Genomic DNA, 22,147 nt, shown 5'->3' on the forward strand with positions numbered 1-22,147 from the left:
TATAGTCCTGCTTATTGTAATCGGACAATCGGTGACTCTCTAGAATGACGCCTCTTGTGAAGGAGGTGTGTCATGGACAACAGGTTGCCGCCACTCTGGCTGGTGGTCGGATTGATGATGTTTCCCCAGATAGTGGAGACCATCTACAGCCCGGTACTGACCCATATCGCCACTGAGTTTCGGGTGAGCGAGGGGCAGGCATCCCAGACCCTGTCGGTCTATTTTCTGGCGTTTGCTGCGGGCGTGGTCTGCTGGGGCCGGCTGTGCGATCTGGTCGGGCGGCGCCCCGCCATGCTGGCGGGGTTATTTACCTATGGCACCGGCACCCTGCTGGCGCTGCTGGCCACTCAATTTGAAACTCTGCTGCTGGCCCGGATCATCGCGGCCTTCGGTGCCGCCGTGGGCTCCGTGGTGACCCAGACCATGCTGCGCGACAGCTATCGGGGCAGCGAGCTGGCGCGGGTCTTTTCGGTGATGGGCATAGCGCTCTCCCTGAGTCCGGTGCTGGGGTTGGTGAGCGGCGGCCAGCTGGCGAGCTGGTTCGGCTATCTCGGGGTATTAGGCGCCCTGCTGGCGTTGGCCGCCGGATTGCTGTTGGTGGCCTGCTGGCAACTGCCGGAGACCCGGCCGGCCACCACGCAACAGATAGCCCTCTGGCCGCTGGCATGCCGGATGGCCCGTGACCCTGGCTTGTGGCGCAGCGCCGCTCTGGTGGCCCTGTTCAACACCATGCTGTTCGGTTACTACAGCCTGGCGCCGTTTCTGTTTGCCGGGTTGGGGCTGAGTGCTGGCGAGTTTGGTTACACCGGGATCCTGCTTGCTCTGGCGACCCTGGGGGGCAGCCTCCTGAACCAGCGGCTGCTGGGGCTTGGTTGGCAGCCGGCCTCAGTGGTTCGGCTGGCCTGCGGCCTGGCACTCATCTGCGGAGCCTGGGTGTGGCTCAGTCAGGGCGGCCTCTGGTTCCTGTTGCCCATGATGGGGGTGGTGGTGGCGTTTGGGCTGGCGATCCCCAATGTGCTGAGCCAGGCGCTGCTGGCCTATCGGGAGGTGGCGGGCAGTGCCGGCGCCTTGTTCGGGCTCGGCTACTATCTGCTGCTCGGTCTGGGGTTGGCCATCGCCGCCCTGTTGCAGGATCTTGGCCTGCTGCTCGGCGGCTGCGGTCTGCTGGCATTGATCTGTGGCTGGCGCCGTTCCACGTGAAACATCAGCTGCCGATAAAGCGGTAGCCGATGCCGGATTCAGTCTCGATAAGGGCGGGTTGATGGGGATTGTCCCCCAGCTTCTTGCGCAGGCTGGCGATGACGATGCGCAGGTAGTGGGTGTCCTCCTTGTGGCTCGGTCCCCAGATGTCGTTGAGAAGCTGGGTCTGCTGCACCAGCTTGCCGGGGTGGCACACCAGGGCCTGCAACAGGGCGAACTCCTTGCGGGAGAGGGGGACCTCTTCGCCTTGCAGCGTGACTCTGTGGCTGCTGCTGTCCAGGGTCAGCCCGCACTGGGGGAAGTGGCGGCACTCGCCGCTGGTGGCCCCCGCACGCTGGCGCAGCAGCACCCTGATGCGGGCCATCATCTCGCCGACGCCGAACGGCTTGCTCATGTAGTCGTTCGCTCCCGCATCCAGCAACCGCACCTTCTCCTGCTCGGAGTCCCGCGCCGACAGCACCAGCACTGGGTTGGCGTGGTGCTTGCGAATGGCCTGCAGCACCTGGAGACCGTCACCGTCCGGCAGGCCGAGATCCAGGATCACCAGGTCGGGATTGAGGTGGCGATACTGCGCCAGCCCCTCGCCGACACTCACGGCTTCGCTCACCTGGTGCCCCTCGGCGACCAGGCTGATGCGCAGGAAGCGGCGGATGGCCGCTTCATCATCTATGATCAGGATATGGGCCATTCGACCTCCGGCAGTGAAGATGGAAGAGAGAGAAACCGGCCAGGCCTGTGCATCTACACCTCGGGCGCATTGAGGGCCAGCGGCAGGGAGATGCGCATGCAGGTGCCGTTGCCGTTAGGCCCGGCGAATGCCCAGATGCGACCGCCGTGGGCCTCTATCATAGCGCGGGAAATGGTGAGGCCAAGCCCGGTGCCGCGGCTGCCGCAGTCGCCGACCGGCTGGGTGTAGAAGAGGTTGAAGATCTTGTCCCTGTCCGACTCGGCGATGCCGACCCCGATATCGATGATGTCGATGATGAGGTCGGGGTCCGCCAGCATCACCTTGAACTCGATGGGGGTGCCGGCCGGTGAGTAGCGGGAGGCGTTGTCGAGGATGTTGACCAGCACCTGCTCGATCAGGGCGCCGTGCACATAGAGCCGGGGGAGCTGCTGATCGAAGTGCACCAGCAGCTTGTGCTGGCGCCAGGAGGAGTCGAGCCGCTTGCGGGCGCTCTCCACCAGATCGGCGAGCTCGACCCAGTCCCGCTTCAGCTGGAAGTCCGGCGAGCCGATGCGGGTCATGTCCAGCAGGTTCTGCACATAGCTGTGCAGGCGGCGCGCCTCGTCCTGCACCGAGTGCAGCAGTTCGCTGCGATCCTCCGCACTTATCCGATCACCGTATTCCAGCAGGGTGCTGCCGGCCCCCATGATGGTGGCGAGCGGCGTCTTGAGATCGTGGGAGACGGAGGAGAGCAGGGCGGCACGCATCCGATCCGTCTCCGCCTGCAGCTGGCTGTCCGCCAGCCGCTCGTTGAGATCGATACGGGCCAGGGCTGCACGGATGTCGGTGAGCAGCGCCTGCAGTTGATGCTCGGCGGAGGAGGCGAGCGGTTTGGCCAGCCGGATGCCGAGCACCAGCTCGTCGCTGAGGTGATGATACTGGGCCTCGGCCGCGTTGAGGGTGGCGGTGTGGGCGCCGGCGCTCTGCTTCTGGGCCAGGCACCAGTCGATAGCCGCCTTGTCGGTCTGGCCGGGTCCCCGCAGTTCGTCACCGGCCCTGTGCTGGTAATCCTCGTCGAGGGCAAACACCGGCTGGCCCAGGGCCAGGGCGATGGCCTGGGTGCCCTGTCGCAGCACTTCCACCGGGTTGCTGGCGGTGGCCAACCCCTGGCTCAACGACAGCAGGGCATTGCCGAGCTGCTGGGTCTCGCGCAGCCCTACCAGCTGCTGGCGCTGGCGTGAGGCGAGCCGGCCGGCCGCGATGCCGACAATAAGCAGCACGAACAGGGTGAGCAGGTCGCTTTGGCTGGCCACGCTGAGTGAGAAATAGGGGGGCGTGAACAACAGGTTGTGGGCCACGAAGCCGAGCACCGCCGCCAGGATGGCGGGCACCAGGCTGGTGGTGAGGGCGGTGGCCAGCACCCCCAGCACGAACAGCATGGGCAGGGAGGCGGGTGGCAGCCAGTGGGAGAGCCCCCAGACGACGGCCGAGGTCGCACCCATGATGGCGACTGCCAGCAGGCTCTGGCGGATGTCCTTGGGAGCGACGGGGTGCAGACCCTTACCGGGCTTGCGCGTCTCCGTATCCACTAGCGTGATCTCGAACCCCTTGGCCTGTTTCAGCAGGTGCTGCACCAGGGAGCGGCGCCAGGGGGGATTGTGCGGTTTACCGAGCAGCAGCTGCGATACCTGCTGCTGCTCGGCGGTCTCCAGCAGGGCATCGGCCACCGCCGGGTTGGAGAGGGTCAGCACCCTGGCGCCGAGCTGGGAGGCCAGCGCCAGCGCCTGCTCCACCTCGGCCGAGCGTTGCCCCTTGCTGTCGATGTGCACCACCAGCCAGGGTAGCTGCCGGCGCTGGGCGAAGCGGTGGCCGTAGCGCACCAGGGAGGCGCCGTGCTGTTCGCCGAGGCAGACCATCAGCTTGCCCCGCAGCGGCAGGGTGCTCTTGCCGGCGGCCTGCCACTGCAGTTGCAGATCCCCCTCCACATGGCTGGCGGCGGTCTGCATCGCCAGCTCGCGCAAGGCGGTCAGGTTGTTGAGGGAGAAGAAGGATTGCAGGGCGGCCTTGGCCTGGTGGGGCACATAGACCTTGCCCTCCTTGAGGCGGTCGAGCAGCTCCTTGGGGGGCAGGTCGATCAGGATGATGCTGTCGGCATCCAGCAGCACCTGATCCGGCAGGGTCTCCTTGACCCTGACCCCGGTCAGCTGCCACACCAGATCGTTGAGACTCTCCAGGTGCTGCACGTTCAGGGTGGTGTAGACGTCGATGCCGGCGCCGAGCAATTCCTCCACATCCTGCCAGCGCTTCTCGTGGCGGCTGCCCGGGGCATTGGTGTGGGCCAGCTCGTCCACCACGGCGATGGCGGGCTTGCGCTCAAGCAGGCCATCGAGGTCCATCTCTTCCAGCCGCTGTTGACGGTGAGAGTAGAGTTGGCGCGGCTGGATGGGCAGTTTGTCCAGCAGGGCCAGGGTCTCCTGGCGGCCGTGGGTCTCCACCACGCCGATCAGGATGTCGACACCCTCCCTGGCCTGTTCCCGCACCGCCTGCAGCATGGCGTAGGTCTTGCCGACCCCGGGGGCGGCGCCGAGGAAAACCTTCAGCTTGCCCTTGTGTTCTTCTTCCAGGCTGGCCAGCAAGGCGTCGGCCCTCACCTCATCACGCATCTTAGTCCCCATCGAGCGGTAGCCGGCTCGGCTCAAGAATCTGTATCACTGCCTGTATGTCACCGAGTCAGCCTGGACTGTCGTCGTGTTTCTCTGTCTCAGCCAAATGGCAGACCCGGCACAAGCTGCCGGGTCATCATCATCAGGCGTCCTTATCGAGCTGCAGGTTCAGCTCGAGGATGTTGACCACTTGCGGGCCAAGGATACCAGCTTGTGTCGCCGATTTGACCCGCTCCGTCAGCACGGCGGGATCCAGTCCCCGTTCCTTGGCCACCCTGTCCACCTGGGACAGCACAGCATCCAGCGGCAGGTGGGGATCCAGCCCCGAGCCGGAGCGCGTCAGCAGGGTCGGTGACGGGTTGCCGGGCTGGGCCTTGGCCGCCTCATTGGCAAACTCGGCCCGCAGGGGGGAGCTCATGCCGAGGTTGCTGGCGCCGCTGCCGATGGTGGCGAAGTCGGTGGCGGAGGGGCGGGAGTGGAAGTACTCCGCCCGCTCGAACTTCTGGGCCAGCAGGGCGCTGCCGATCAGCTGCTGCTTGTCATTGGCCAGTTGGCTGCCGTTGGCCTGCCAGGGGAACAGCACCTGGGCCAGCCCGGTGACGGCCAGCGGGTAGCCTACTCCCAGCAGCAGGGTCAGGGTCAGCAGGGTTCTGATTGCGATCATGATGTGGTTGCTCCAAATGTGTTGAGTGGATGCGGGTCTGCCCCGCATCCGTTGATGCCGTTACACCAGCCCCAGGCCGGTGATGACCAGGTCGATCAGCTTGATGCCGATGTATGGGTGCACGATCGGGCCGTGGATACCATCGCGCGGCGTTTTCATCACACCAGCCCCAGGCCGGTGATGACCAGGTCGATCAACTTGATGCCTATGAAGGGCACTATCAGGCCACCGACGCCATAGATCAGCAGGTTGCGGCGCAGCAAGCTGGCGGCCGACTCCTGCAAGCTGACCCCGCGCAGGGCCAGCGGCACCAGCGCCACTATGATCAGGGCGTTGAAGATGATGGCCGACAGGATGGCGCTCTCCGGACTGCCTAGCTGCATCAGGTTCAACACCCCCAGCTGCGGATAGGCGGCGATGAACAGGGCCGGCAGGATGGCGAAGTACTTGGCCACGTCGTTGGCGATGGAAAAGGTGGTCAGGGCGCCGCGGGTCACCAGCAACTGCTTGCCCACCAGCACCACGTCCAGCAGCTTGGTGGGGTTGGAGTCGAGATCCACCAGGTTGCCCGCCTCCTTGGCGGCCTGGGTCCCCTCGTTCATGGCCAGCCCCACGTCGGCCTGGGCCAGCGCAGGGGCGTCGTTGGCGCCATCCCCGCACATGGCGACCAGGCGGCCGTCTGCCTGCTCCTGGCGGATGTAGGCCAGCTTCTTCTCCGGGGTCGCCTCGGCGATGAAGTCGTCCACCCCGGCCTCGGCGGCGATGGCGGCGGCGGTCAGCGGGTTGTCCCCGGTGATCATCACGGTGCGTATCCCCATGTGGCGCAGGGTCTGGAAGCGTGCCTTGATGCCGGGCTTGATGATGTCCTTGAGGTACACCACCCCCAGCAGCTGCTCGTGGGTGCAGACCAGCAGCGGTGTGCCCCCCTGGCGGGCGATGTGATCGACGGATTTGAGGATGAGCTCGGGCACCCCCTTGCGCTCGAGGGAGAGGTAGCGCAGCACCGCATCCACCGCCCCCTTGCGGTATTGGTGGCCGTTGCGATCCAGCCCGCTCAACCGGGTTTCGGCGCTGAAGGGGATCACCTTGTCGCTCTCCAGCTGACTCGGCTTGGCCATGCTCTTGCCGGCCAGGGTCAAGATGGACTTGCCCTCCGGGGTGTTGTCACCCAGGGAGGCCAGCATGGCCGCCTGGGCCAGCAAGGAGGGATCCACCCCGGGTGCCGGGATCAGCTCGTCCGCCATGCGGTTGCCGAAGGTGATGGTGCCGGTCTTGTCCAGCAGCAGGGTGCGTACGTCACCGGCGGCCTCCACGGCACGGCCGGATTTCGCGATCACGTTGAGCTTCACCAGCCTGTCCATGCCGGCGATGCCGATGGCGGAGAGCAGGCCGCCTATGGTGGTCGGGATCAGGGTGATGAATAGCGCGATCAGATAGAGACGCGGGACCTGGGTGTCGTTGTAATTGAGGAACCAGGGCAGGGTGGCGACCACCAGCAGGAAGATCAGGGTCAACCCCACCAGCAGGGCGTCCAGTGCCATCTCGTTCGGGGTCTTCTGGCGCTTGGCCCCTTCCACCAGGGCGATCATGCGATCCAGGGTGCTTTCCCCCGGGTTGTTGCTGACCCGGATCCAGATCTCGTCGGAGACGACTGTGGTGTTGCCGGTCACGCCGCTGCGGTCGGTGCCCGACTCGCGGATCACCGGGGCGGATTCCCCCGTGATGGCCGCCTCGTTGACCGAGGCGATGCCGGCGATGACCTCGCCGTCCGCCGGGATCATCTCGCCGCTGCGAACCAGCACCAGATCGCCCTTGAGCAGGCTGGTGGCGGGTACCCACTCGCCCCTGGTATCCCGCGGATGGGTGACCTTGCGCGCCTTGAGCTGGCTCAGACCCGCCTTCAGGCTGTCGGCCCGCGCCTTGCCGCGCCCTTCGGCCAGGGTCTCGGCGAAGTTCGCAAACCAGAGGGTGAGCCAGAGCCAGGCGGTCAGCTGCCAGGCCAGGCTGGGGGCCACCCCGGACAGGGGTTGGCCCAGCAGGGACTCGACGGTCGCCATCACGGCGGCCAGCCAGAGGGTGAACAGTATGGGGCTGCCAAACAGCGCCTTGGGATTGAAGCGATAGAGGGCTTCAATCATGGCCATGGCAACCTGTGAACGACGTGACTTGGCCTTGACCTTGTCGGTGCCGGTGGTCACTGAAATGGATTTGCTCATTAGAAAGCTCCCTGCATCAGGGTGAGGTGTTCGGCCAAGGGTCCCAGTGCCAGCACGGGCAGGAAGGAGAGGCCGCCTATCAGCAATACGGTGATGATCAGCAGGGTCACAAACAGCGGGCCGCTAATCGGGAATTCCCCTGTGCCCACCTCCTGGCGTTGGGCGCGGGCCAGCTGGCCGGCGATGGCCATCACGGGGATGATGTAGCCGAAGCGACCGAGCAGCATGGCCAGCCCGATGGCGATGCACTGCCAGCTGTCGGCGGCGGCAAAGCCGGCGAAGGCGGAGCCGTTGTTGCCGGCGGCCGAGGCGTAGGCATAGATCAGTCGTGACAGGCCATGGGGGCCATCGTGACCGATGACGGTGGCGGAGTTCGGCATCAGCAGGGTAATGCCGCCGATCACCAATACCCCGACCGGCATCACCAGCATGCTGGCGACCACCCACTTCATCTCGGTGATGCCGAGCCGCTTGCCCAGATAGGTCGGGGTACGCCCCACCATCAGGCCGCACAGAAACACGGTCAGCAGCACGAACAGCATCATGCCGTAGATGCCGGCGCCCACGCCGCCGAACACCACTTCACCCAGCAGCATGTTGATCATGCCGACCATGCCGCCGAGGGGGGTGAAGCTGTCGTGCATGGCGTTGACCGAGCCGTTGGAGGCGGCGGTGGTGGCCACCTCCCAGATGCTGGACAGCACGGGGCCGAAGCGACTCTCCTTGCCTTCCCAGTTGCCGGCTTCGCTGGTGAGGTGGGCGAGGGCGGGATCCGGTTTCAGCTCCTGGCCGATGGCGAGGCAGAGCCCCAGCACCAGCATGATGGTCATGGCGATGAGGATGGCGCGGCCGTGGCCGCTGTGCTTCACGTAGCGACCCAGGGTGCAGACCAGAGCGGAGGCCAGGGTCAGCAGGGCGACCATCTCCAGCCAGTTGGTAAAGGCCGTCGGGTTCTCGAACGGATGGGCCGAGTTGACGCCGAAGAAGCCGCCGCCGTTGGAGCCGAGCTGCTTGATGGCGATCTGGGAGGCCGCCGGGCCGAGCGGCAGCAGCTGCTCCTGCCCTTCCAGGGCGTGGAACGGCAGGTAGGCCGACAGGCTCTGGGGCACCCCCTGCCAGACCAGCAGCAGCGCCATGACGAATGCCATGGGCAGCAGCACGTAGAGGCAGAAGCGCACCAGATCCTGCCAGAAGTTGCCGAGGTGGGTGGTCTGCTGGCGGGCGATGCCGCGGAACAGGGCGACGGCGACGGCGGCACCGGTGGCGGCGGAGACGAAGTTCTGGGTGGTGAGCCCCACCATCTGGCTGAAGTAGGAGAGGCTGGCTTCGCCGGAGTAGGCCTGCCAGTTGGTGTTGGTCATGAAGCTGACCGCGGTGTTGAAGGCGAGTTGCCAGTTCAGCCCGGGCAGCTGTTGCGGGTTGAGGGGCAGCAGCCCCTGCGCCATCAGGATCAGGAACAGCAGGCCGAAGCCGGCACCGTTGAAGGCCAGCAGGCTGATGGTGTAGCCCTTCCAGTCCTGCTCCCGTCCATCGGACCCACAGCAGGCCATGATCGCTCGCTCGACGGGGGATAACCAGCGGGTCTGCCCCTCGAACACCCTGTACATGTAACTGCCAAGCAGGGGGGCCGGCAGCAGGACCAGCAGCACGAAGGCGACTGGATAGATGATCTCTTGCCACATGATGGGGTCCCTCATTCATGACTGCGCGTGAGTGCGCGCAGCAGATAGCCCAGCAGGGCGAGGACCAGCAGCAGATATAGCCAATTCATAACGACTCCGTTGAGGTAATTAGCGTCAGGGATCGATGCATATCCGTGTCGATCCCATAGGTCTCATTGACGCTGAAAGGGTATGTAAAACGGGCGTAAAGGCGCCATAAAGCGGCCGGGAGCGGGCGTAAAATCGGCGTAAAGAAGGCGGGTGTTGCCGGCTGGTGGACGGGCAAGGCACAAAAAACCCGGCTTGGGCCGGGTTTGGTAGCAAGTGGCTGAGAGTGGTCTGATGGTGACAGGCCAGCTTCAAACACGCTTATCGCATTGTCACAAACTCTTCCGCGCTGGTGGGATGAAGAGGGAGAACGCAGTTGTCGAACAGTCCTCGAATTTCTCCCCCTCACACGGCCATCAGCGCATCGTTACAAGCTCTTCCGCACTGGTCGGATGGATGGCGACGCAGTTGTCGAAGTCCGCCTTGGTGGCGCCCATCTTCATGGCGACGCCGAAGCCTTGCAGGATCTCGTCCATGGCGAAGCCGATGCCGTGCAGGCCGACCACCTTCTCTTCCGGTCCGACGCAGACCAGTTTCATCCGGGTGGGTTGGCGATGCTGGGTCAGGGCCGAATACATGGCGGTGAACTGGCTGCGGTAGACCTTGACCTGATCTTCCCCGTATTCGGCGACGGCTTCCGGCTCGGTCAGCCCTATGGTGCCGATGGGCGGGTGGCTGAACACCACGGTCGGCACCAGATCGTAGTTGAGGTGCTCGCCCGGCTTGTTGTTGAACAGCCGCTCCGAGAGGCGGCGGCCCGCCGCGACGGCCACCGGGGTGAGCTGGATGCGGCCGGTGTTGTCACCGACGGCATAGACGTTGGCGACATTGGTGTTCTGGAACTTGTCGGTGGGGATGAAGCCCTTCTCGTCCAGCTCGATGCCGGCGGCGGCCAGATTGAGGCTGTCGGTGGCCGGGACGCGGCCGATGGCCCAGATGAGGCAGTCGACGGTGAGGTGGCGACCATCTTCCAGTTGCAGGGTCAGGCTGTCGTCGGCGTTCTTGATGACGGCCTTGGGAATGGCGTGGGTGTGCAGTTTGGGCCCTTCCTGCGCCATGATCTCCACCAGGGTCTCGTGGATCATGGGGTCGAAGTTGCGCAGCGGCGCGTGCTTGCGCACCACCAGATGGGTCTCCGAGCCGAGCGCCTGCATCACGCCGGCGATCTCCACGGCGATGTAGCCGGCACCCACCACGGCGACCCGTTTGGGCTGGCTTTGCAGGTCGAAGAAACCGTCGGAGTCGATGCCCAATTCGGCACCCGGAATGGTCGGGACCTCGGGGCGGCCGCCGGTGGCGATCAGGATGTGATCGGCCGTGTACTGTTCGCCGTTCACCTCGACGGTATGGCTGTCGACGAAGCGGGCGAAGCCCTTGATGACGGTGATCTGGTTCTTGCCCAGCACGTTCTGGTAGGACTGGTGAATGCGGCCGATGTAGGCCTGACGGGACTCGACCAGCCTGGCCCAGCTGAAGTGGTTGAGGGTGGTGTCGAAGCCGTAGTCGGCACCGTATTTCAGGGCATCGGCGATCTGGCCTGCATACCACATGGCCTTCTTCGGCACGCAGCCGACGTTGACGCAGGTGCCACCCAGCTCTTTGGCTTCGATCAGGGCGACTCTCTTGCCGTACATGGCGGCCCGGTTGGCCGAGGCGATGCCGCCGCTGCCGCCACCGATGGCGATGTAGTCAAAATGCTGTGCCATTGCGAGGTTCTCCGCTCGTTGAGGATGCAATCACAGCATGATGGGGACAAAGCGGCCGGCTCACAAGAGCCGGTGCTCAGTTCTGCTGGATGGGCAGGCGAATGTGGAACTGGGCACCCTGTCCCGGTTCGCTGGCGCAGTGGATGCGGCCGCGCAGCAGTTGCACCACCAGGTTGTAGATGATGTGGGTGCCGAGCCCGCTGCCGCCATGACCCCGCTTGGAGGTGACGAAGGGATCGAAGATGCGCGGCAGTATCTCCGGCGGGATGCCGCGACCGTTGTCGCTGTAGTCGATGACCAGCTCGTCTCCCTGCTGCTCCACCTTGATGGTGATCTTTCTGGGTCTGTCCCAGTCATCGAAACCGTGATGGATGGAGTTGAGGATCAGGTTGGAATAGATCTGGGTGAAGCTGCCAGGGAAGGAGTAGAGGGTCAGCTTGGGATCGCATTGAATGTCGACCTCGCACTGGGCCTTCTTCAGCTTGTAGCCGAGGGAGACCACCACCTGGTGCAGGTTGTCGGCGAGGCTGAAGTTGTAGCGCGCCTCGGACGACTGATCGACCGCCACCTGCTTGAAGCTGGCGATGAGCTCGGAGGCCCGCCTCAGGTTGCCTTGCAGCAGCTGCATCGACTCGTCGAGATTCTGGGTGAACTCGTTGAGGTAGGAGCGGGAGAGCTGCTTGGCCTCGAGGTGCTGCTTGAAGTCGACGACTCGCTCCTGCAGATAGGAGGAGGCGGTCACGCTGATGCCGATGGGGGTGTTGATCTCGTGGGCCACGCCGGCGACAAGGGATCCGAGGGAGGCCATCTTCTCCGATTCCACCAGGGTCTGCTGGGCCTGCTTGAGATCGTCGTAGGCCTTGCCGAGCTGCTCGTTGGCATCGCTCAGGCTGCGGGTACGCTCCGCCACCTTGCCTTCCAGCTGCTCGTTGAACAGGGTGATCTCCCGCTCCACCTTCTTGAGGGGGGTGATGTCGTAGCCAAAGCCGATCAGGTACTTGAGATTGGGCCCCTCATAGAAGGGGGCGAAGGTCCACTGCAGGACCAGCTCGTTGCCCTGCTGGTCGTGCATGGTGATCTCCCTGTCCTCCAGCGCCCCCTGTTCGGTCAGGATGGCGGCCAGCTCGTCGCGCTGCTCCTGGCTGACGAACAGATCCAGCCAGTTGTGCTGCAGCAGCTCCTCATGGTGATAGCCGGTCAGCAGTATGGCCGCCGGGTTGATGCTGGCGATGTTGAGATCCGGCTCCATGCAGCAGATGACCATGTTGGCGGAGTTGATCAGGGTGGCGGAGAAGTCCCGCTCCTGTTGCAGCTGATCGGCGGCCTGGTGGCGGGCCGTGAATTCGTCGTTCAGCCGGGTGCGCATCTGGTTGAGGGTGGCGGCCAGCGCATCGAACTCGTCCGGATGCTTGCGGGGCAGGGGGCGCCCCTCCAGGGTCAGCTCGACCGCCAGGCGATCCAGGCTCAGTTTCTGGGCGTAGCTGACGATGCGGTTGATATGACGGATCACCAGATAGTAGATGATGACCAGGATGCAGAAGGAGACCACCAGGGTCTTGATGGTCTGGCTGACCAGGATCAGCACGGACTTCTCGATGAGGCGCTGATAGACCTGATCCAGGGAGGCGGCGACGAACAGCTTGCCAACCACTTCCCCCTGGTAGCTGAGGGTGAATTCGCGGGAGATGTCGTACTGGGCCTGCTCCACTCCCTGGGTCAGCAGGGGCACCTCGGAGTTGCCCAGCATCTCCTTGACCATGACGAACTGCATGTTGGGCAGGTTCATGATGCCCTCGATCTGCACCTTGACCTGCTCTTCATCCAGGTTCCACAGGCTGGCGGAGATGGGCTGCAGGAAGGAGGCCTCGATCTGGTCGATGCTGGCCTCGATGACGGTCACGTCCTTGTTGTAGTCCCAGGCGAGCTGCAGCACAGTGATGGCCAGCGCCAGCAACGTGCTGCAGATCAGAATGTAGGAAAGCAGACGATATGAGAGTCCGTTAAGGCCGACGGCCTTGGAGAAGAGTCCTGACATGGCGTCCTTGCGGTCTGGATTGAGAACGGTTTAGTGTAACTGCTTCATGGACTTGTGTCGTGTGTGATCAAATGGATAAAAATAAGGCCCCTTTCGGGGCCTTGTTTGTGTGGGCAGGGATCAGTGACCGCCCTTGGCCTTGGCCGGAATGGACTCGTCGAATTCCGGCAGCGGCTTGTGCTCCGAGGCCAGGAAGGTGTAGATCACCGGCAGCACGAACAGGGTGAACAGGGTGCCGATGGCCAGCCCCGCCACGATGACGATGCCGATGCTGAAGCGCTGGGCCGCGCCCGCCCCCGAGGCATAGAGCAGGGGGATCAGACCGGCGATCATGGCTGCCGTGGTCATCAGGATGGGACGCAGACGCACCTTGGCGGCCTGCATCACGGCCTGCATCCGGTTCAGGCCGTGCAGCAGCTGCTCCTCCTTCGCCACCTCGCAGATCAGGATGCCGTGCTTGGTAATCAGACCGACCAGGGTGATGAGACCGACCTGGGAGTAGATGTTCATGGTGGCCATGCCCCATGCCAGGGCGATCAGCGCGCCGCTGATGGCGAGCGGCACCGACACCATGATCACCAGGGGATCGCGCACCGATTCGAACTGGATCGCCAGCACCAGGAAGATGATGGCCAGGGCCAGGGCGAAGGTGGCGTAGAGCGCATTGCCTTCGGTCACGAACTGGCGGGCTTCCCCCATGAAGTCATAACGATAGCCTTGGGGCAGCTTCTCTTCCGCGGTGGCCTTGAACCAGTTGATCGCATCCCCCATGGCCACACCCGGTGCCGGAACGGCGCCTATGGTGGCGGAGTTCAGCTGGTTGAAGTGGGGCAGGGCACGGGGCTCGCCCACCACCTCAATCTTGATCAGGCTGCCCAGCGGGATCGACTTGCCGTCGGCGGCACGCACGTAGTAGCCCTTGAGGGACTCGGGGTTCAGGCGGTACTTGCGTTCCACCTGCGGGATCACCTCGTAGGAGCGGCCATCCAGATCGATACGGTTGACGTAACCGTCCGCCATCATGGTGCCCATGGTGATGCCGATGTCCTGCATGGTGATGCCGTAGGCACCCGCCTTGTCCTTGTCGATGCTGATCTTCATGGTGGCCGAGTCGTAGTTCAGATCGAGATCCGAATAGACGAACTGGCCGTTGGCCTGGGTGGCCGCCAGCATCTCACCCGCGATCAGGAACAGGCTCTCGAAGCTGTTCGGGGTGGTGATGACGAACTGGATGGGCAGACCGCTCGACGCACCCGGCAGCTCGGGGAACTGGAAGGTGGTGATGGCCATCCCGGGGATGCCCTGCACCAGACCGGCGACCCGATCCAGCACCTCTTTCTGGCTCGCCTCACGCTGGCTCCAGGGCACCATGGAGGCGATGCCGAAGGCCTGGTTGGCGTTGAACACCCCGGAGAAGACCTGGGAGTAGGCGATCTCGGGCTGGTCGTCCAGGATCTTGTTCACGTCCGCCATGGTGTTTTCGATGTAGTCCAGGTTGGCGTTGGAGGGCGCCGTGCCCAGCACGGCCATGACCCCCTTGTCCTCGGACGGTGCCAATTCGCTCGGGATGAACTTGAACAGCAGCGGCAGGCTGGCGAACACGATGACGGCGAACAGGATGACCACGATGCGCTTTTGCATCACGGCATGCAGCATGCTGTCGTAGCGGGCCGTCATCCGGTCCAGCAGATCGTGCACGGTACGCTCGAACTTGCCCGGCTCCTCGTTGGCCCTGAGCATCTTGGCGCACATCATGGGCGACAGGGTCAGGGCGATGATGCCGGAGACGAAGACCGCCCCCGCCAGGGTCAGCGCGAACTCCTTGAACAGGGAGCCTGTGATGCCCCCCATCAGGGCGATGGGCGCGTACACCGCGGCCAGGGTGACCGTCATGGCGATGACGGGCACGGCGATCTCCCGGGTGCCTATGATGGCGGCCCGGAACGGCTCTTCCCCTTCCTTGATGTGACGGTCGACGTTCTCCAGCACCACGATGGCGTCATCCACCACCAGGCCGATCGCCAGCACCATGGCCAGCAGGGTCATCAGGTTTATCGAGAAGCCGAACATGTCCATCATCATCACCACCCCGATGAGGCTCAGCGGTATGGTGATGATGGGGATGATGACCGCCCGGAACGAACCCAGGAACAGGGTGATCACGACCAGCACTATGGCGGCCGCCTCGAGGATGGTCTTGATCACCTCGTGGATGGACTCGTTGATGGCGATGGTGGAGTCATACAGGACGTTCACCTGCATGGTGCTCGGCATGTTGCTCTTCAGGCTCGGCAGCAGCTCCAGCACATCGTGGGCGATGTTGATGGGGTTGGCGGTCGGCGCCGCGTTGATGGCCAGTACCACGGCCTCGCGGCCGTTGGCGCTGGCGCGATAGATGTCGTGGCTCTTCTCCAGCGACACCTTGGCGATGTCGGAGAGGCGGATCACCTTGCTGTCCCGGGTCGCCACCACCAAGCGCTTGAGCTCCTCGATGTTGCTGACCTGGGTTTCGGCGTTGCCGTTGAACAGGGTGAAGTAACCCGTGGCCTGGCCGGTGGCTGACTGATAGTTGTTGCTGTTGAGCACCGTCATCACGTCGCTGGAGGTCAGGTCAAAGGCGGCCATCTTGGCCGGATCCAGCCACACCCGCAGGGCGAACTCGACCCCGCCGTACAGATCCACCTTGGAGACCCCGCCCACGGTAAACAGCTGGGGCTTGATGACCCGTTCCAGGTAGTCGGTGATCTGGCTGGAGTTGAGCTCAGGGCTGGTGAAGCCCATGTAGAGCACCGCCGTGGTGGAGCCGGTGGAGGAGGTGACCGAGGGGTCTTCCGCCTCTTTGGGCAACTGGGAACGCACCGAGTTGACCTTGGCCAGGATGTCGGACAGCGCGGCATTGGGGTCGGTGTTCAGCTTCATGTAGGCCGTTACCGTGGAGCTGCCCAGCTGGCTCGAGGAGGTCATGAAGTCGATGTTGTCGGCTTGTGCGACCGCCTGCTCCAGCGGCTGGGTGATGAAGCCCTGGATCAGGTCAGAACTGGCGCCGTAGTAGCTGGTGGTGACCGTGATCACCGTGTTGGTGACCTCGGGGTATTCCCGCACCTGCATCTTGAAGATGGCCTGGAAGCCCAGCAGGGCTATCAGGAAGCTGAGCGAGATCGCCAGCACCGGCCGTTTTATGAATATGTCGGTAAATCGCATCGCAGATCTCCGCGTTTACAGCATCGGGGTTTGTGCCGGGACGGCGAGGGCATCGTTCTCGACCACGCGTACCTTGGTGTCGTTGCTCAGGCGAACCTGGCCCGACAGCACGATTTGATCGCCGGCCTTGATGCCGGAGAGCACATGGACGTCGTTGCCACGGCGCTCACCCGCCTTGACCACTACCTGCTTGGCGCGTTTCACGCCGTCCACCTCGTGAATGACGTAGACGTTCTCGCCATAGAGGGTGAAGGAGATGGCGGATTGCGGGATCACGATCTGATCCTTCACCGTGGGCAGTATGATGCTGGCGCGGGCGAACATGCCGGAGCGGAGCTGACCCTCGTTGTTCGGGATGTCCGCCTGCACCTGGACCAGGCCGCTCTGGTAGTTGACCGCAGGTTCGATGGCGGTGATCTGGCCGTCAAACTGGGTCTGGGGATAGGCATCCACGTTGATCTTGATGGTCTGGCCCAGGGTAATCCTGGAGATGTCGGTCTGGGGCACGGTGAAGCGCAGGCGCATCACGCTGGTGTCTTCCAGCCGCACTATCTCGGTTCCCGGCTCCAGGTACTGACCGAGGAAGACATTGCGCAGGCCCACGGCGCCGCTGAAGGGGGCGCGCACTTCGCGACGGGCTATGGTGGCCTTCAGGCTGTCGATGTCCGCCTCCAGGGAGCGGTAGCTCGCCTCGGCATCATCCAGCTGGTCCCGGGAGATGGAGTTCTTCTGGTACAGGTTCTTGTAGCGCTCGAACTTGGCTCGGGCCGCCGGCAGTCTGGCTTGGGAAGAGTTCAGGTTGGCCTTTTCCACGCTGGAGTCCAGGCTCAGCAGCAGCTGATCCGCCTTGACGTGCGCCCCGGATTCAAACCGGATGGCGTCGATGGTGCCTGACAGCTCGCTGGAGAGGGTGACCCCCTGGTTCGGCTCGATGAAGCCGATCGCCTCTATGGTGGGGACCCAGTCCTGGGCCTTGGTGACCATGGCGGTGACCGGGAACTCAGGCTCGGGACGATTGGCCATGAACTCTGCGATCTTCTTCTGTTTGAACATATTGAAACCGATGACACTGCCAAACAGGGCGAGTGCTATCAGCAGCATGACGGCCATCCACTTTTTCATGAACAGGCTCCTGTGATGGAAACATTAGGGTTTAAAATGGCATTCCAGCTGGCCCGGATGACCGTCTCCAGCTGTTCCTGCGTCAATTCGAAATCGTGAACCCGGCGTTGCTGTGCCAGGTTGGCCACGCAATCCAGACTCAATGCCTGCAACACCAGGACGGGGAGGTCGATGAAGAGTCCCTGCTGGCGTCCCTGCTCGAAGAAGCGCTCAAGTGGCGCCCACGTCGCCATTATGACCGGATCCCGCTCCAATTCAGCCCCCAATGGAGAACTTTCGTACTGCAATTTGCACTTGAGTGCATTGGGGTAGCTGGTAAAGATGGCATCTATGTTGAGCCAGAGGCGGCGATACTGCCGATATGACACCTCCTCTATCTGCACGCCCTCCATGACCAGGGGATGACATTTGAGAATAGTGTGCTGATAGAGCTGGCGGATCAGATCATCCTTGTCGCTGAAGTAGCGATAGATGGTCCCTGCCGCCACCTTGGCTTTCTTGGCGACCACGGCAATGGAAAGGCCGTAGAAGCCTTGCTCGCCGAGGATCTCGTGAGCCGCTTCAAAAATGCGTTCTTTCTTATCCATGGTTATCAGAAATCAATGACTGAATGAACGTTCATTCATTCTAGGTGGGTCGTGAGGCAAGTCAAGACTCTGCCCGTCATCGATCGCTGTATGGTGGCTGTATGAGGGGAGTCAAAAGTAGCGGGTAAAGCTGGATCCAGGCTGAACAAAACAAAAATACTTGAAAAGGACCGAAAGTGATTGAAAAACAGTCACTTGATTCTTTGTGTCAAAAAAAGAGTGGACAAGGTGAGCGCCATCATCAATAATGCGCCCCGTTCGACAGCGTAGCGCCCGTAGCTCAGCTGGATAGAGCGCTGCCCTCCGGAGGCAGAGGTCACAGGTTCGAATCCTGTCGGGCGCACCATCCAACGTGCGCCGGTTAAACGGGCGTGTTGAAGAACGAAAAACAGCTGTGGTGGCTGTAGCTCAGTTGGTAGAGTCCCGGATTGTGATTCCGGTTGTCGTGGGTTCGAGCCCCATCAGCCACCCCATTTTACAGCTTGTCAGGTATGCGAAGGTGGCGGAATTGGTAGACGCGCTAGCTTCAGGTGTTAGTGCCCCCCGGGTGTGAGGGTTCGAGTCCCTCTCTTCGCACCATACTTGCTGTATAACGAGGATGACCACAGGGTCGTCTTTGTTTTTTGTAAAATCAAAATAGTTTCGGTGATTAGCGCAGCCCGGTAGCGCATCTGGTTTGGGACCAGAGGGTCAAAGGTTCGAATCCTTTATCACCGACCACATTCTGAAAAACCCCGCCATGCGGGGTTTTTTGCTTTCTGTCCTCTGGCGGCCTTTCCGCTCTGTCACGTCTGTTTACAATTCAGTTAGCTCTTTCCCGTACAGGCTTCGGGTATGCTGGGGCTGACCCGCTATCCGCGGGCATTCGTGATCGAACACACTGCAGGCCTGCATGCCCTATGTCCCCTAACACTGTTCGCGCCAACGCCCTGGCGCTGGCTGTCGTGGCCCTCGGTGGCTGCGCCTACAAGCCGCAACCCGACGAGCTCCTGATGGGGGCCGCCCCCATGCAGAGCCCCCCCCTGCCTCGGCGCTGGTGACAGACGGGGGCTTCTGCGTGGCCATGGATGCCCGGGAGCGGCTGATCACCCAGCCTTGTGACCTGAGTGTCCGCCAGCAATTCAGCTGGGATGCCGGCGCCCTGCAACTGGCGCAGCGTTGCCTGGTCGCCAGAGGGGAGGGAGAGCTGGCCATGGCCGAGTGTGGAGATGAGAGCCGCCAATGGCAGTGGCAGGGGGATCGCCTGTTCAACCGCAAGACCGGCCTCTGCCTGGACGTGGCTGGACGTCGCCACCAGCCGGGAACACCGCTGCGACTGGCCGAATGTTACGGCGGCGCCAACCAGAGTTTCGCGTGGCAGCCGGAAGAGGGGATGATGACACTGCCGGATCTGAAAAGCCTCATCCGCTGAGGCGCAGGTCGTTGCAGAGGATGGTGCCATGGGTAGGGGATGCCCATGGCGGAAGGGGTCAGGCGACGTTGACGCCGGTCAGTGCGAACAGCTGCTCCAGATAGACGGCGACACCGTCTTCATCGGAAGTGAGGGTCTGCTCATGGTGCGCCAGGGCCAGCTTGAGGCGATCGTGGGCGTTGCCCATCACCACACCACGACCCACCATGCTCAGCATCTCGAAGTCGTTCATGCCATCGCCGAAGGCCACCGCCTGGGACATCTCCAGCCCGTGCTGCTCCAGCACGGCGCGCACGGCATTGCCCTTGTGCACACCGGCGTGCATCACCTCGAGACAGTCCGGCAGGGAGAAGGTGACGTTGATCCGGTCGCCGTAACGCTGGTTGAGTTCGGCCTCGATCAGCAGCAGTTTCTCGTGGTCGCCGATGTAAAACACCTTGTTGATCTTGTCCAGCGGGTGGCTGGCGAGATCGGTCAGACGGTAGCTGAAGCCGGAGTCGTGATGGAACTGCAGCAGCCAGGGCATCTCCTCTTCCACCAGCCACTCGTCACCGTAGTAGACGTTGATGTGGATGGAAGGATCGCGCTCCAGCGCGATCAGCTCGGCCGCGACCGTGCTCGGCAGCGCCTGGTTGTAGACCAGCTGATCCTGCTTGTCGTGCACCACGGCGCCGTTGGAGGTGATGAGATAGATATCGAGTCCGAGGGTGTCGCGGATGCTGCGCACGTCCACATGGTGCCGGCCGGTGGCCACCACGAACTTGACACCCTGTGCCACCAGGCGGTGCAGGGTATCCCGGGTACGGGGGGAGATCTGGTGCTGCCCGTTGAGCAGGGTACCATCGAGATCGGATACAACGACCTTATACATCATCACCTCGGGGTTACGAATGAAAGCGGGAGCAGTGTACAGCAACCGCTCCCGCGACCCCATTTATTTAGGGGTACAAAAAATAACCATCCGCTAGTAGCGTGCGAAGAAGGCCAGGGTTGCGATGAGCGCGGCCTGGCGCTGGGGATCCGCCTCGATGAAGAGCTCGTGCCAGGCCCCCTCGATGCGAAGCGGCTTGCCCCCTTCGCAACGGGTGTTGGCACAGAAGACATCCTGCGCCGCGTTGTCCACCACGCTGTCGTCGCCGGCCTGCAGCACCAGCAGCGGCGTCTTGATGGCGCCCGCGTCGGCCACGGCGGCATCGGAGCCGGCGATGCCCTGGTGGATCCAGTGAGCGGTGGCACCCCCCAGCCGGATCTGCGGATGCTGCGCATAGACCTGCCGGAAGGCCTGATAGCGCGCCTCGCTGTGGGTCAGCTCGTTGTCGGCAAAGCCGTGATCCTCGTAAGGCCCCTGGCCAGGACCATAAGGGGCCTCGCCAAACCAGCCACCGACCCTGCCCATGGTGGCCGCCAGCCCCTTGGCCAGCCACTTGGGCAGGCCGCCCAGATTGATGCCCATCATGGGGGAGGAGAGCACCGCCGCCTGGATGTCGTCCGGCCAGCGCTCCAGATAGCGGGCCGAGATGGCGCCGCCCATGGAGTGGGCCAGCAGGAACAGCTTGGCGGGCTTGTCCGCCGCGATCACCTCGTCATGGAACTGCTTGAGATCCACCACATAATCGTCGAACTGGTCGACATACCCCTTCTCGGGGTCCGCCAGCATCCGGCCGGAGAGCCCCTGGCCGCGGTGATCGATGAGGTAGAGGCTGTAACCCTGGCGCCACAGATCCCAGGCCAGCTCCTGGTACTTGAGATAGCTCTCGACCCGGCCGTTGACGATGAGGATGGCTCTGTCCACCTTGGCCTGGCGCAGGGCGGCGTAGCGGATGGTGATCCCGTCCTTGCCCTTGAAGGCCCCCTCGACGGCGTGCTGGCGCCAGAAGTCGGGCAGGGTCTGCTGATAGAGGGCGGGGACCTCGTGCTCTGTGGTGAGGGGGACGGCATGGTTCACGGCAAGGGCTCCGGCAGAAAACAGGGTCAGGGCCAGCAAGGGCAGGCAGTTAATTTTCATCGTCGGGATACTCCATCTCCATCGTCTCTTCCTGTTGTGCGGCCCACCCCTTGCGGGTCAGCTGCATCTGCTGCCACCAGCGCTCGTCCGCCAGGATTTCGCCGGCCGGGCCGAGCTGGGGGTAGGGCATCTCTTTCTCCTTGCAGAGCTGGGCATAGACGGGATAGCCCCCCTCGAACAAGATGGTGTTCTGCTCTTCCAAACTGAGCGGACAGCCGCGCTGGTAGCAGCCGGCCAGTTCGCGCTGGCGCTGGGCCTCATAGAGGATGGCTGCGGCGGCCACCGAGACGTTGAGGGACTGCACCATGCCCACCATGGGGATGACGATATGGTGATCGGCCAGGGCCAGCGCCTCTTCACCGATGCCGTGCTTCTCCTGGCCCACCAGGATGGCGGTGGGCCTGGTGTAGTCGATGGCGCGAAAGTCCACCGAGCTGTCGGAGAGGTGAGTCGCCAGGATCTGCATGCCGGAGGCTTTGAGTTCGGCCACCGCGCTGCCGATGTCCGGATGCAGCTTCACGTCCACCCAGTTCTGGCTGCCGCGGGCGGTGCCCTTGCGCTTGTGGATCCAGCTCTTGGGCCAGACCGCGTGCACCCGGTGGATGCCGATGGCGTCGGCGGTACGCACGATGGCGGCCAGGTTGTGCGGCTTGTGGACCTCTTCCATGCAGACGGTCAGATCGAGCTGGCGTTGGGCCAGCATGTCGGTGATGCGCTTGAAGCGTTCAGGAGTCATATCAGTTTCTATGTCGTGAGGCTTGTGCACGCATCTCTTGCATGCAGACGGTCAAATCGAGCTGGCGTTGGGCCAGCATGTCGGAAATGCGTTTGAGGCGTTCAGGAGTCATATCGGTTTCTATGTCGTGAGGCTGGTCCACGCAACAAGGCTGGTGGCCTGCCG

14 protein-coding genes, 4 tRNA genes and 2 pseudogenes are annotated in these 22,147 nt (G+C 63.3%); 6 read left to right on the forward strand and 14 right to left on the reverse strand.

Annotated features, from left to right (window positions below):
* Positions 1-72: 72 nt before the first annotated feature.
* Positions 73-1,200, forward strand: coding sequence for a multidrug effflux MFS transporter (locus I6L39_RS06745; RefSeq protein WP_216991381.1), 1,128 nt, complete (start codon positions 73-75; stop codon positions 1,198-1,200).
* Positions 1,201-1,204: 4 nt separating this feature from the next.
* On the opposite strand, the gene I6L39_RS06750 is transcribed toward I6L39_RS06745, so the two are convergent.
* From I6L39_RS06750 to I6L39_RS06795, 10 genes are all read right to left on the reverse strand, one after another.
* The gene (locus I6L39_RS06750; RefSeq protein ID WP_216991382.1) at positions 1,205-1,888 is read right to left on the reverse strand and encodes a response regulator; all 684 of its coding nucleotides are present in this window, start codon (positions 1,886-1,888) and stop codon (positions 1,205-1,207) included.
* Positions 1,889-1,941: 53 nt separating this feature from the next.
* Positions 1,942-4,530 carry a sensor histidine kinase KdpD gene (locus tag I6L39_RS06755; RefSeq protein ID WP_216991383.1) on the reverse strand — a complete coding sequence of 863 codons (2,589 nt, stop codon included), beginning with the start codon at positions 4,528-4,530 and terminating at the stop codon, positions 1,942-1,944.
* A 142-nt stretch (positions 4,531-4,672) separates the two neighbouring features.
* The gene (locus I6L39_RS06760) at positions 4,673-5,194 is read right to left on the reverse strand and encodes a potassium-transporting ATPase subunit C (protein ID WP_216991384.1); all 522 of its coding nucleotides are present in this window, start codon (positions 5,192-5,194) and stop codon (positions 4,673-4,675) included.
* A gap of 158 nt (positions 5,195-5,352) precedes the next feature.
* Positions 5,353-7,410, reverse strand: a complete 2,058-nt coding sequence (kdpB, locus tag I6L39_RS06765) for a potassium-transporting ATPase subunit KdpB (protein ID WP_216991385.1) — start codon at positions 7,408-7,410, stop codon at positions 5,353-5,355.
* Complete coding sequence (gene kdpA, locus I6L39_RS06770; protein WP_216991386.1) at positions 7,410-9,092, reverse strand: potassium-transporting ATPase subunit KdpA; 1,683 nt, start codon at positions 9,090-9,092, stop codon at positions 7,410-7,412. Before kdpA ends, kdpB begins: the two co-directional genes overlap by 1 nt.
* Before the next feature lie 443 nt (positions 9,093-9,535).
* A complete protein-coding gene (gorA, locus tag I6L39_RS06775) occupies positions 9,536-10,885 on the reverse strand; it encodes a glutathione-disulfide reductase (protein ID WP_216991387.1) in 1,350 nt (449 codons plus the stop codon).
* 76 nt (positions 10,886-10,961) lie between these two features.
* Positions 10,962-12,920, reverse strand: a complete 1,959-nt coding sequence (locus I6L39_RS06780) for an ATP-binding protein (RefSeq protein WP_216991388.1) — start codon at positions 12,918-12,920, stop codon at positions 10,962-10,964.
* 120 nt (positions 12,921-13,040) lie between these two features.
* Entirely contained in the window at positions 13,041-16,121 is a 3,081-nt protein-coding gene (locus I6L39_RS06785; protein WP_042079049.1) for a multidrug efflux RND transporter permease subunit, read from the reverse strand.
* Positions 16,122-16,136: 15 nt separating this feature from the next.
* Entirely contained in the window at positions 16,137-17,243 is a 1,107-nt protein-coding gene (locus tag I6L39_RS06790) for an efflux RND transporter periplasmic adaptor subunit (RefSeq protein ID WP_042079048.1), read from the reverse strand.
* Positions 17,240-17,830 (reverse strand): TetR/AcrR family transcriptional regulator, encoded by a 591-nt coding sequence (locus tag I6L39_RS06795; RefSeq protein WP_042079047.1) that lies wholly within the window; start codon positions 17,828-17,830, stop codon positions 17,240-17,242. The genes I6L39_RS06790 and I6L39_RS06795 overlap by 4 nt, the downstream gene beginning before the upstream one ends.
* A 269-nt stretch (positions 17,831-18,099) precedes the next feature.
* Between I6L39_RS06795 and I6L39_RS06800 the strand changes: the two genes are divergently transcribed.
* From I6L39_RS06800 to I6L39_RS06820, 5 genes and pseudogenes are all read left to right on the forward strand, one after another.
* Positions 18,100-18,176: transfer RNA gene (locus I6L39_RS06800), tRNA-Arg, on the forward strand.
* A gap of 51 nt (positions 18,177-18,227) precedes the next feature.
* A tRNA-His gene (locus I6L39_RS06805) sits at positions 18,228-18,303 on the forward strand.
* 20 nt (positions 18,304-18,323) lie between these two features.
* A tRNA-Leu gene (locus tag I6L39_RS06810) sits at positions 18,324-18,409 on the forward strand.
* Positions 18,410-18,473: 64 nt separating this feature from the next.
* Positions 18,474-18,550: transfer RNA gene (locus I6L39_RS06815), tRNA-Pro, on the forward strand.
* 179 nt (positions 18,551-18,729) lie between these two features.
* A pseudogene (locus I6L39_RS06820) lies at positions 18,730-19,241 on the forward strand (ricin-type beta-trefoil lectin domain protein).
* 58 nt (positions 19,242-19,299) lie between these two features.
* Here I6L39_RS06820 and I6L39_RS06825 read toward each other — a convergent pair.
* The 4 genes and pseudogenes from I6L39_RS06825 to I6L39_RS20250 all read right to left on the reverse strand — a co-directional run.
* A complete protein-coding gene (locus I6L39_RS06825; protein ID WP_209794803.1) occupies positions 19,300-20,112 on the reverse strand; it encodes a Cof-type HAD-IIB family hydrolase in 813 nt (270 codons plus the stop codon).
* A gap of 93 nt (positions 20,113-20,205) precedes the next feature.
* Positions 20,206-21,246, reverse strand: coding sequence for an alpha/beta fold hydrolase (locus I6L39_RS06830; RefSeq protein WP_216991389.1), 1,041 nt, complete (start codon positions 21,244-21,246; stop codon positions 20,206-20,208).
* The gene (trmH, locus tag I6L39_RS06835) at positions 21,236-21,982 is read right to left on the reverse strand and encodes a tRNA (guanosine(18)-2'-O)-methyltransferase TrmH (RefSeq protein WP_216991390.1); all 747 of its coding nucleotides are present in this window, start codon (positions 21,980-21,982) and stop codon (positions 21,236-21,238) included. The genes I6L39_RS06830 and trmH overlap by 11 nt, the downstream gene beginning before the upstream one ends.
* 31 nt (positions 21,983-22,013) lie before the next feature.
* Positions 22,014-22,094 (reverse strand): annotated as a pseudogene (locus I6L39_RS20250) (tRNA (guanosine(18)-2'-O)-methyltransferase TrmH); the annotation flags it as partial.
* Between the last annotated feature and the right edge of the window lie 53 nt (positions 22,095-22,147).

Origin of the sequence: Aeromonas sp. FDAARGOS 1409 (assembly GCF_019048705.1) — a bacterium.
In the GTDB taxonomy this organism is placed as follows: domain Bacteria; phylum Pseudomonadota; class Gammaproteobacteria; order Enterobacterales; family Aeromonadaceae; genus Aeromonas; species Aeromonas sanarellii.

Bases quoted from the DNA above. Each gene is read 5' to 3' on its own strand.
- I6L39_RS06745 (WP_216991381.1), top strand. From the start codon at position 73: ATGGACAACAGGTTGCCGCCACTCTGGCTGGTGGTCGGATTGATGATG.
- I6L39_RS06750 (WP_216991382.1), bottom strand. From the start codon at position 1,888: ATGGCCCATATCCTGATCATAGATGATGAAGCGGCCATCCGCCGCTTC.
- I6L39_RS06755 (WP_216991383.1), bottom strand. From the start codon at position 4,530: ATGCGTGATGAGGTGAGGGCCGACGCCTTGCTGGCCAGCCTGGAAGAA.
- I6L39_RS06760 (WP_216991384.1), bottom strand. From the start codon at position 5,194: ATGATCGCAATCAGAACCCTGCTGACCCTGACCCTGCTGCTGGGAGTA.
- kdpB (WP_216991385.1), bottom strand. From the start codon at position 7,410: ATGAGCAAATCCATTTCAGTGACCACCGGCACCGACAAGGTCAAGGCC.
- kdpA (WP_216991386.1), bottom strand. From the start codon at position 9,092: ATGTGGCAAGAGATCATCTATCCAGTCGCCTTCGTGCTGCTGGTCCTG.
- gorA (WP_216991387.1), bottom strand. From the start codon at position 10,885: ATGGCACAGCATTTTGACTACATCGCCATCGGTGGCGGCAGCGGCGGC.
- I6L39_RS06780 (WP_216991388.1), bottom strand. From the start codon at position 12,920: ATGTCAGGACTCTTCTCCAAGGCCGTCGGCCTTAACGGACTCTCATAT.
- I6L39_RS06785 (WP_042079049.1), bottom strand. From the start codon at position 16,121: ATGCGATTTACCGACATATTCATAAAACGGCCGGTGCTGGCGATCTCG.
- I6L39_RS06790 (WP_042079048.1), bottom strand. From the start codon at position 17,243: ATGAAAAAGTGGATGGCCGTCATGCTGCTGATAGCACTCGCCCTGTTT.
- I6L39_RS06795 (WP_042079047.1), bottom strand. From the start codon at position 17,830: ATGGATAAGAAAGAACGCATTTTTGAAGCGGCTCACGAGATCCTCGGC.
- I6L39_RS06825 (WP_209794803.1), bottom strand. From the start codon at position 20,112: ATGTATAAGGTCGTTGTATCCGATCTCGATGGTACCCTGCTCAACGGG.
- I6L39_RS06830 (WP_216991389.1), bottom strand. From the start codon at position 21,246: ATGAAAATTAACTGCCTGCCCTTGCTGGCCCTGACCCTGTTTTCTGCC.
- trmH (WP_216991390.1), bottom strand. From the start codon at position 21,982: ATGACTCCTGAACGCTTCAAGCGCATCACCGACATGCTGGCCCAACGC.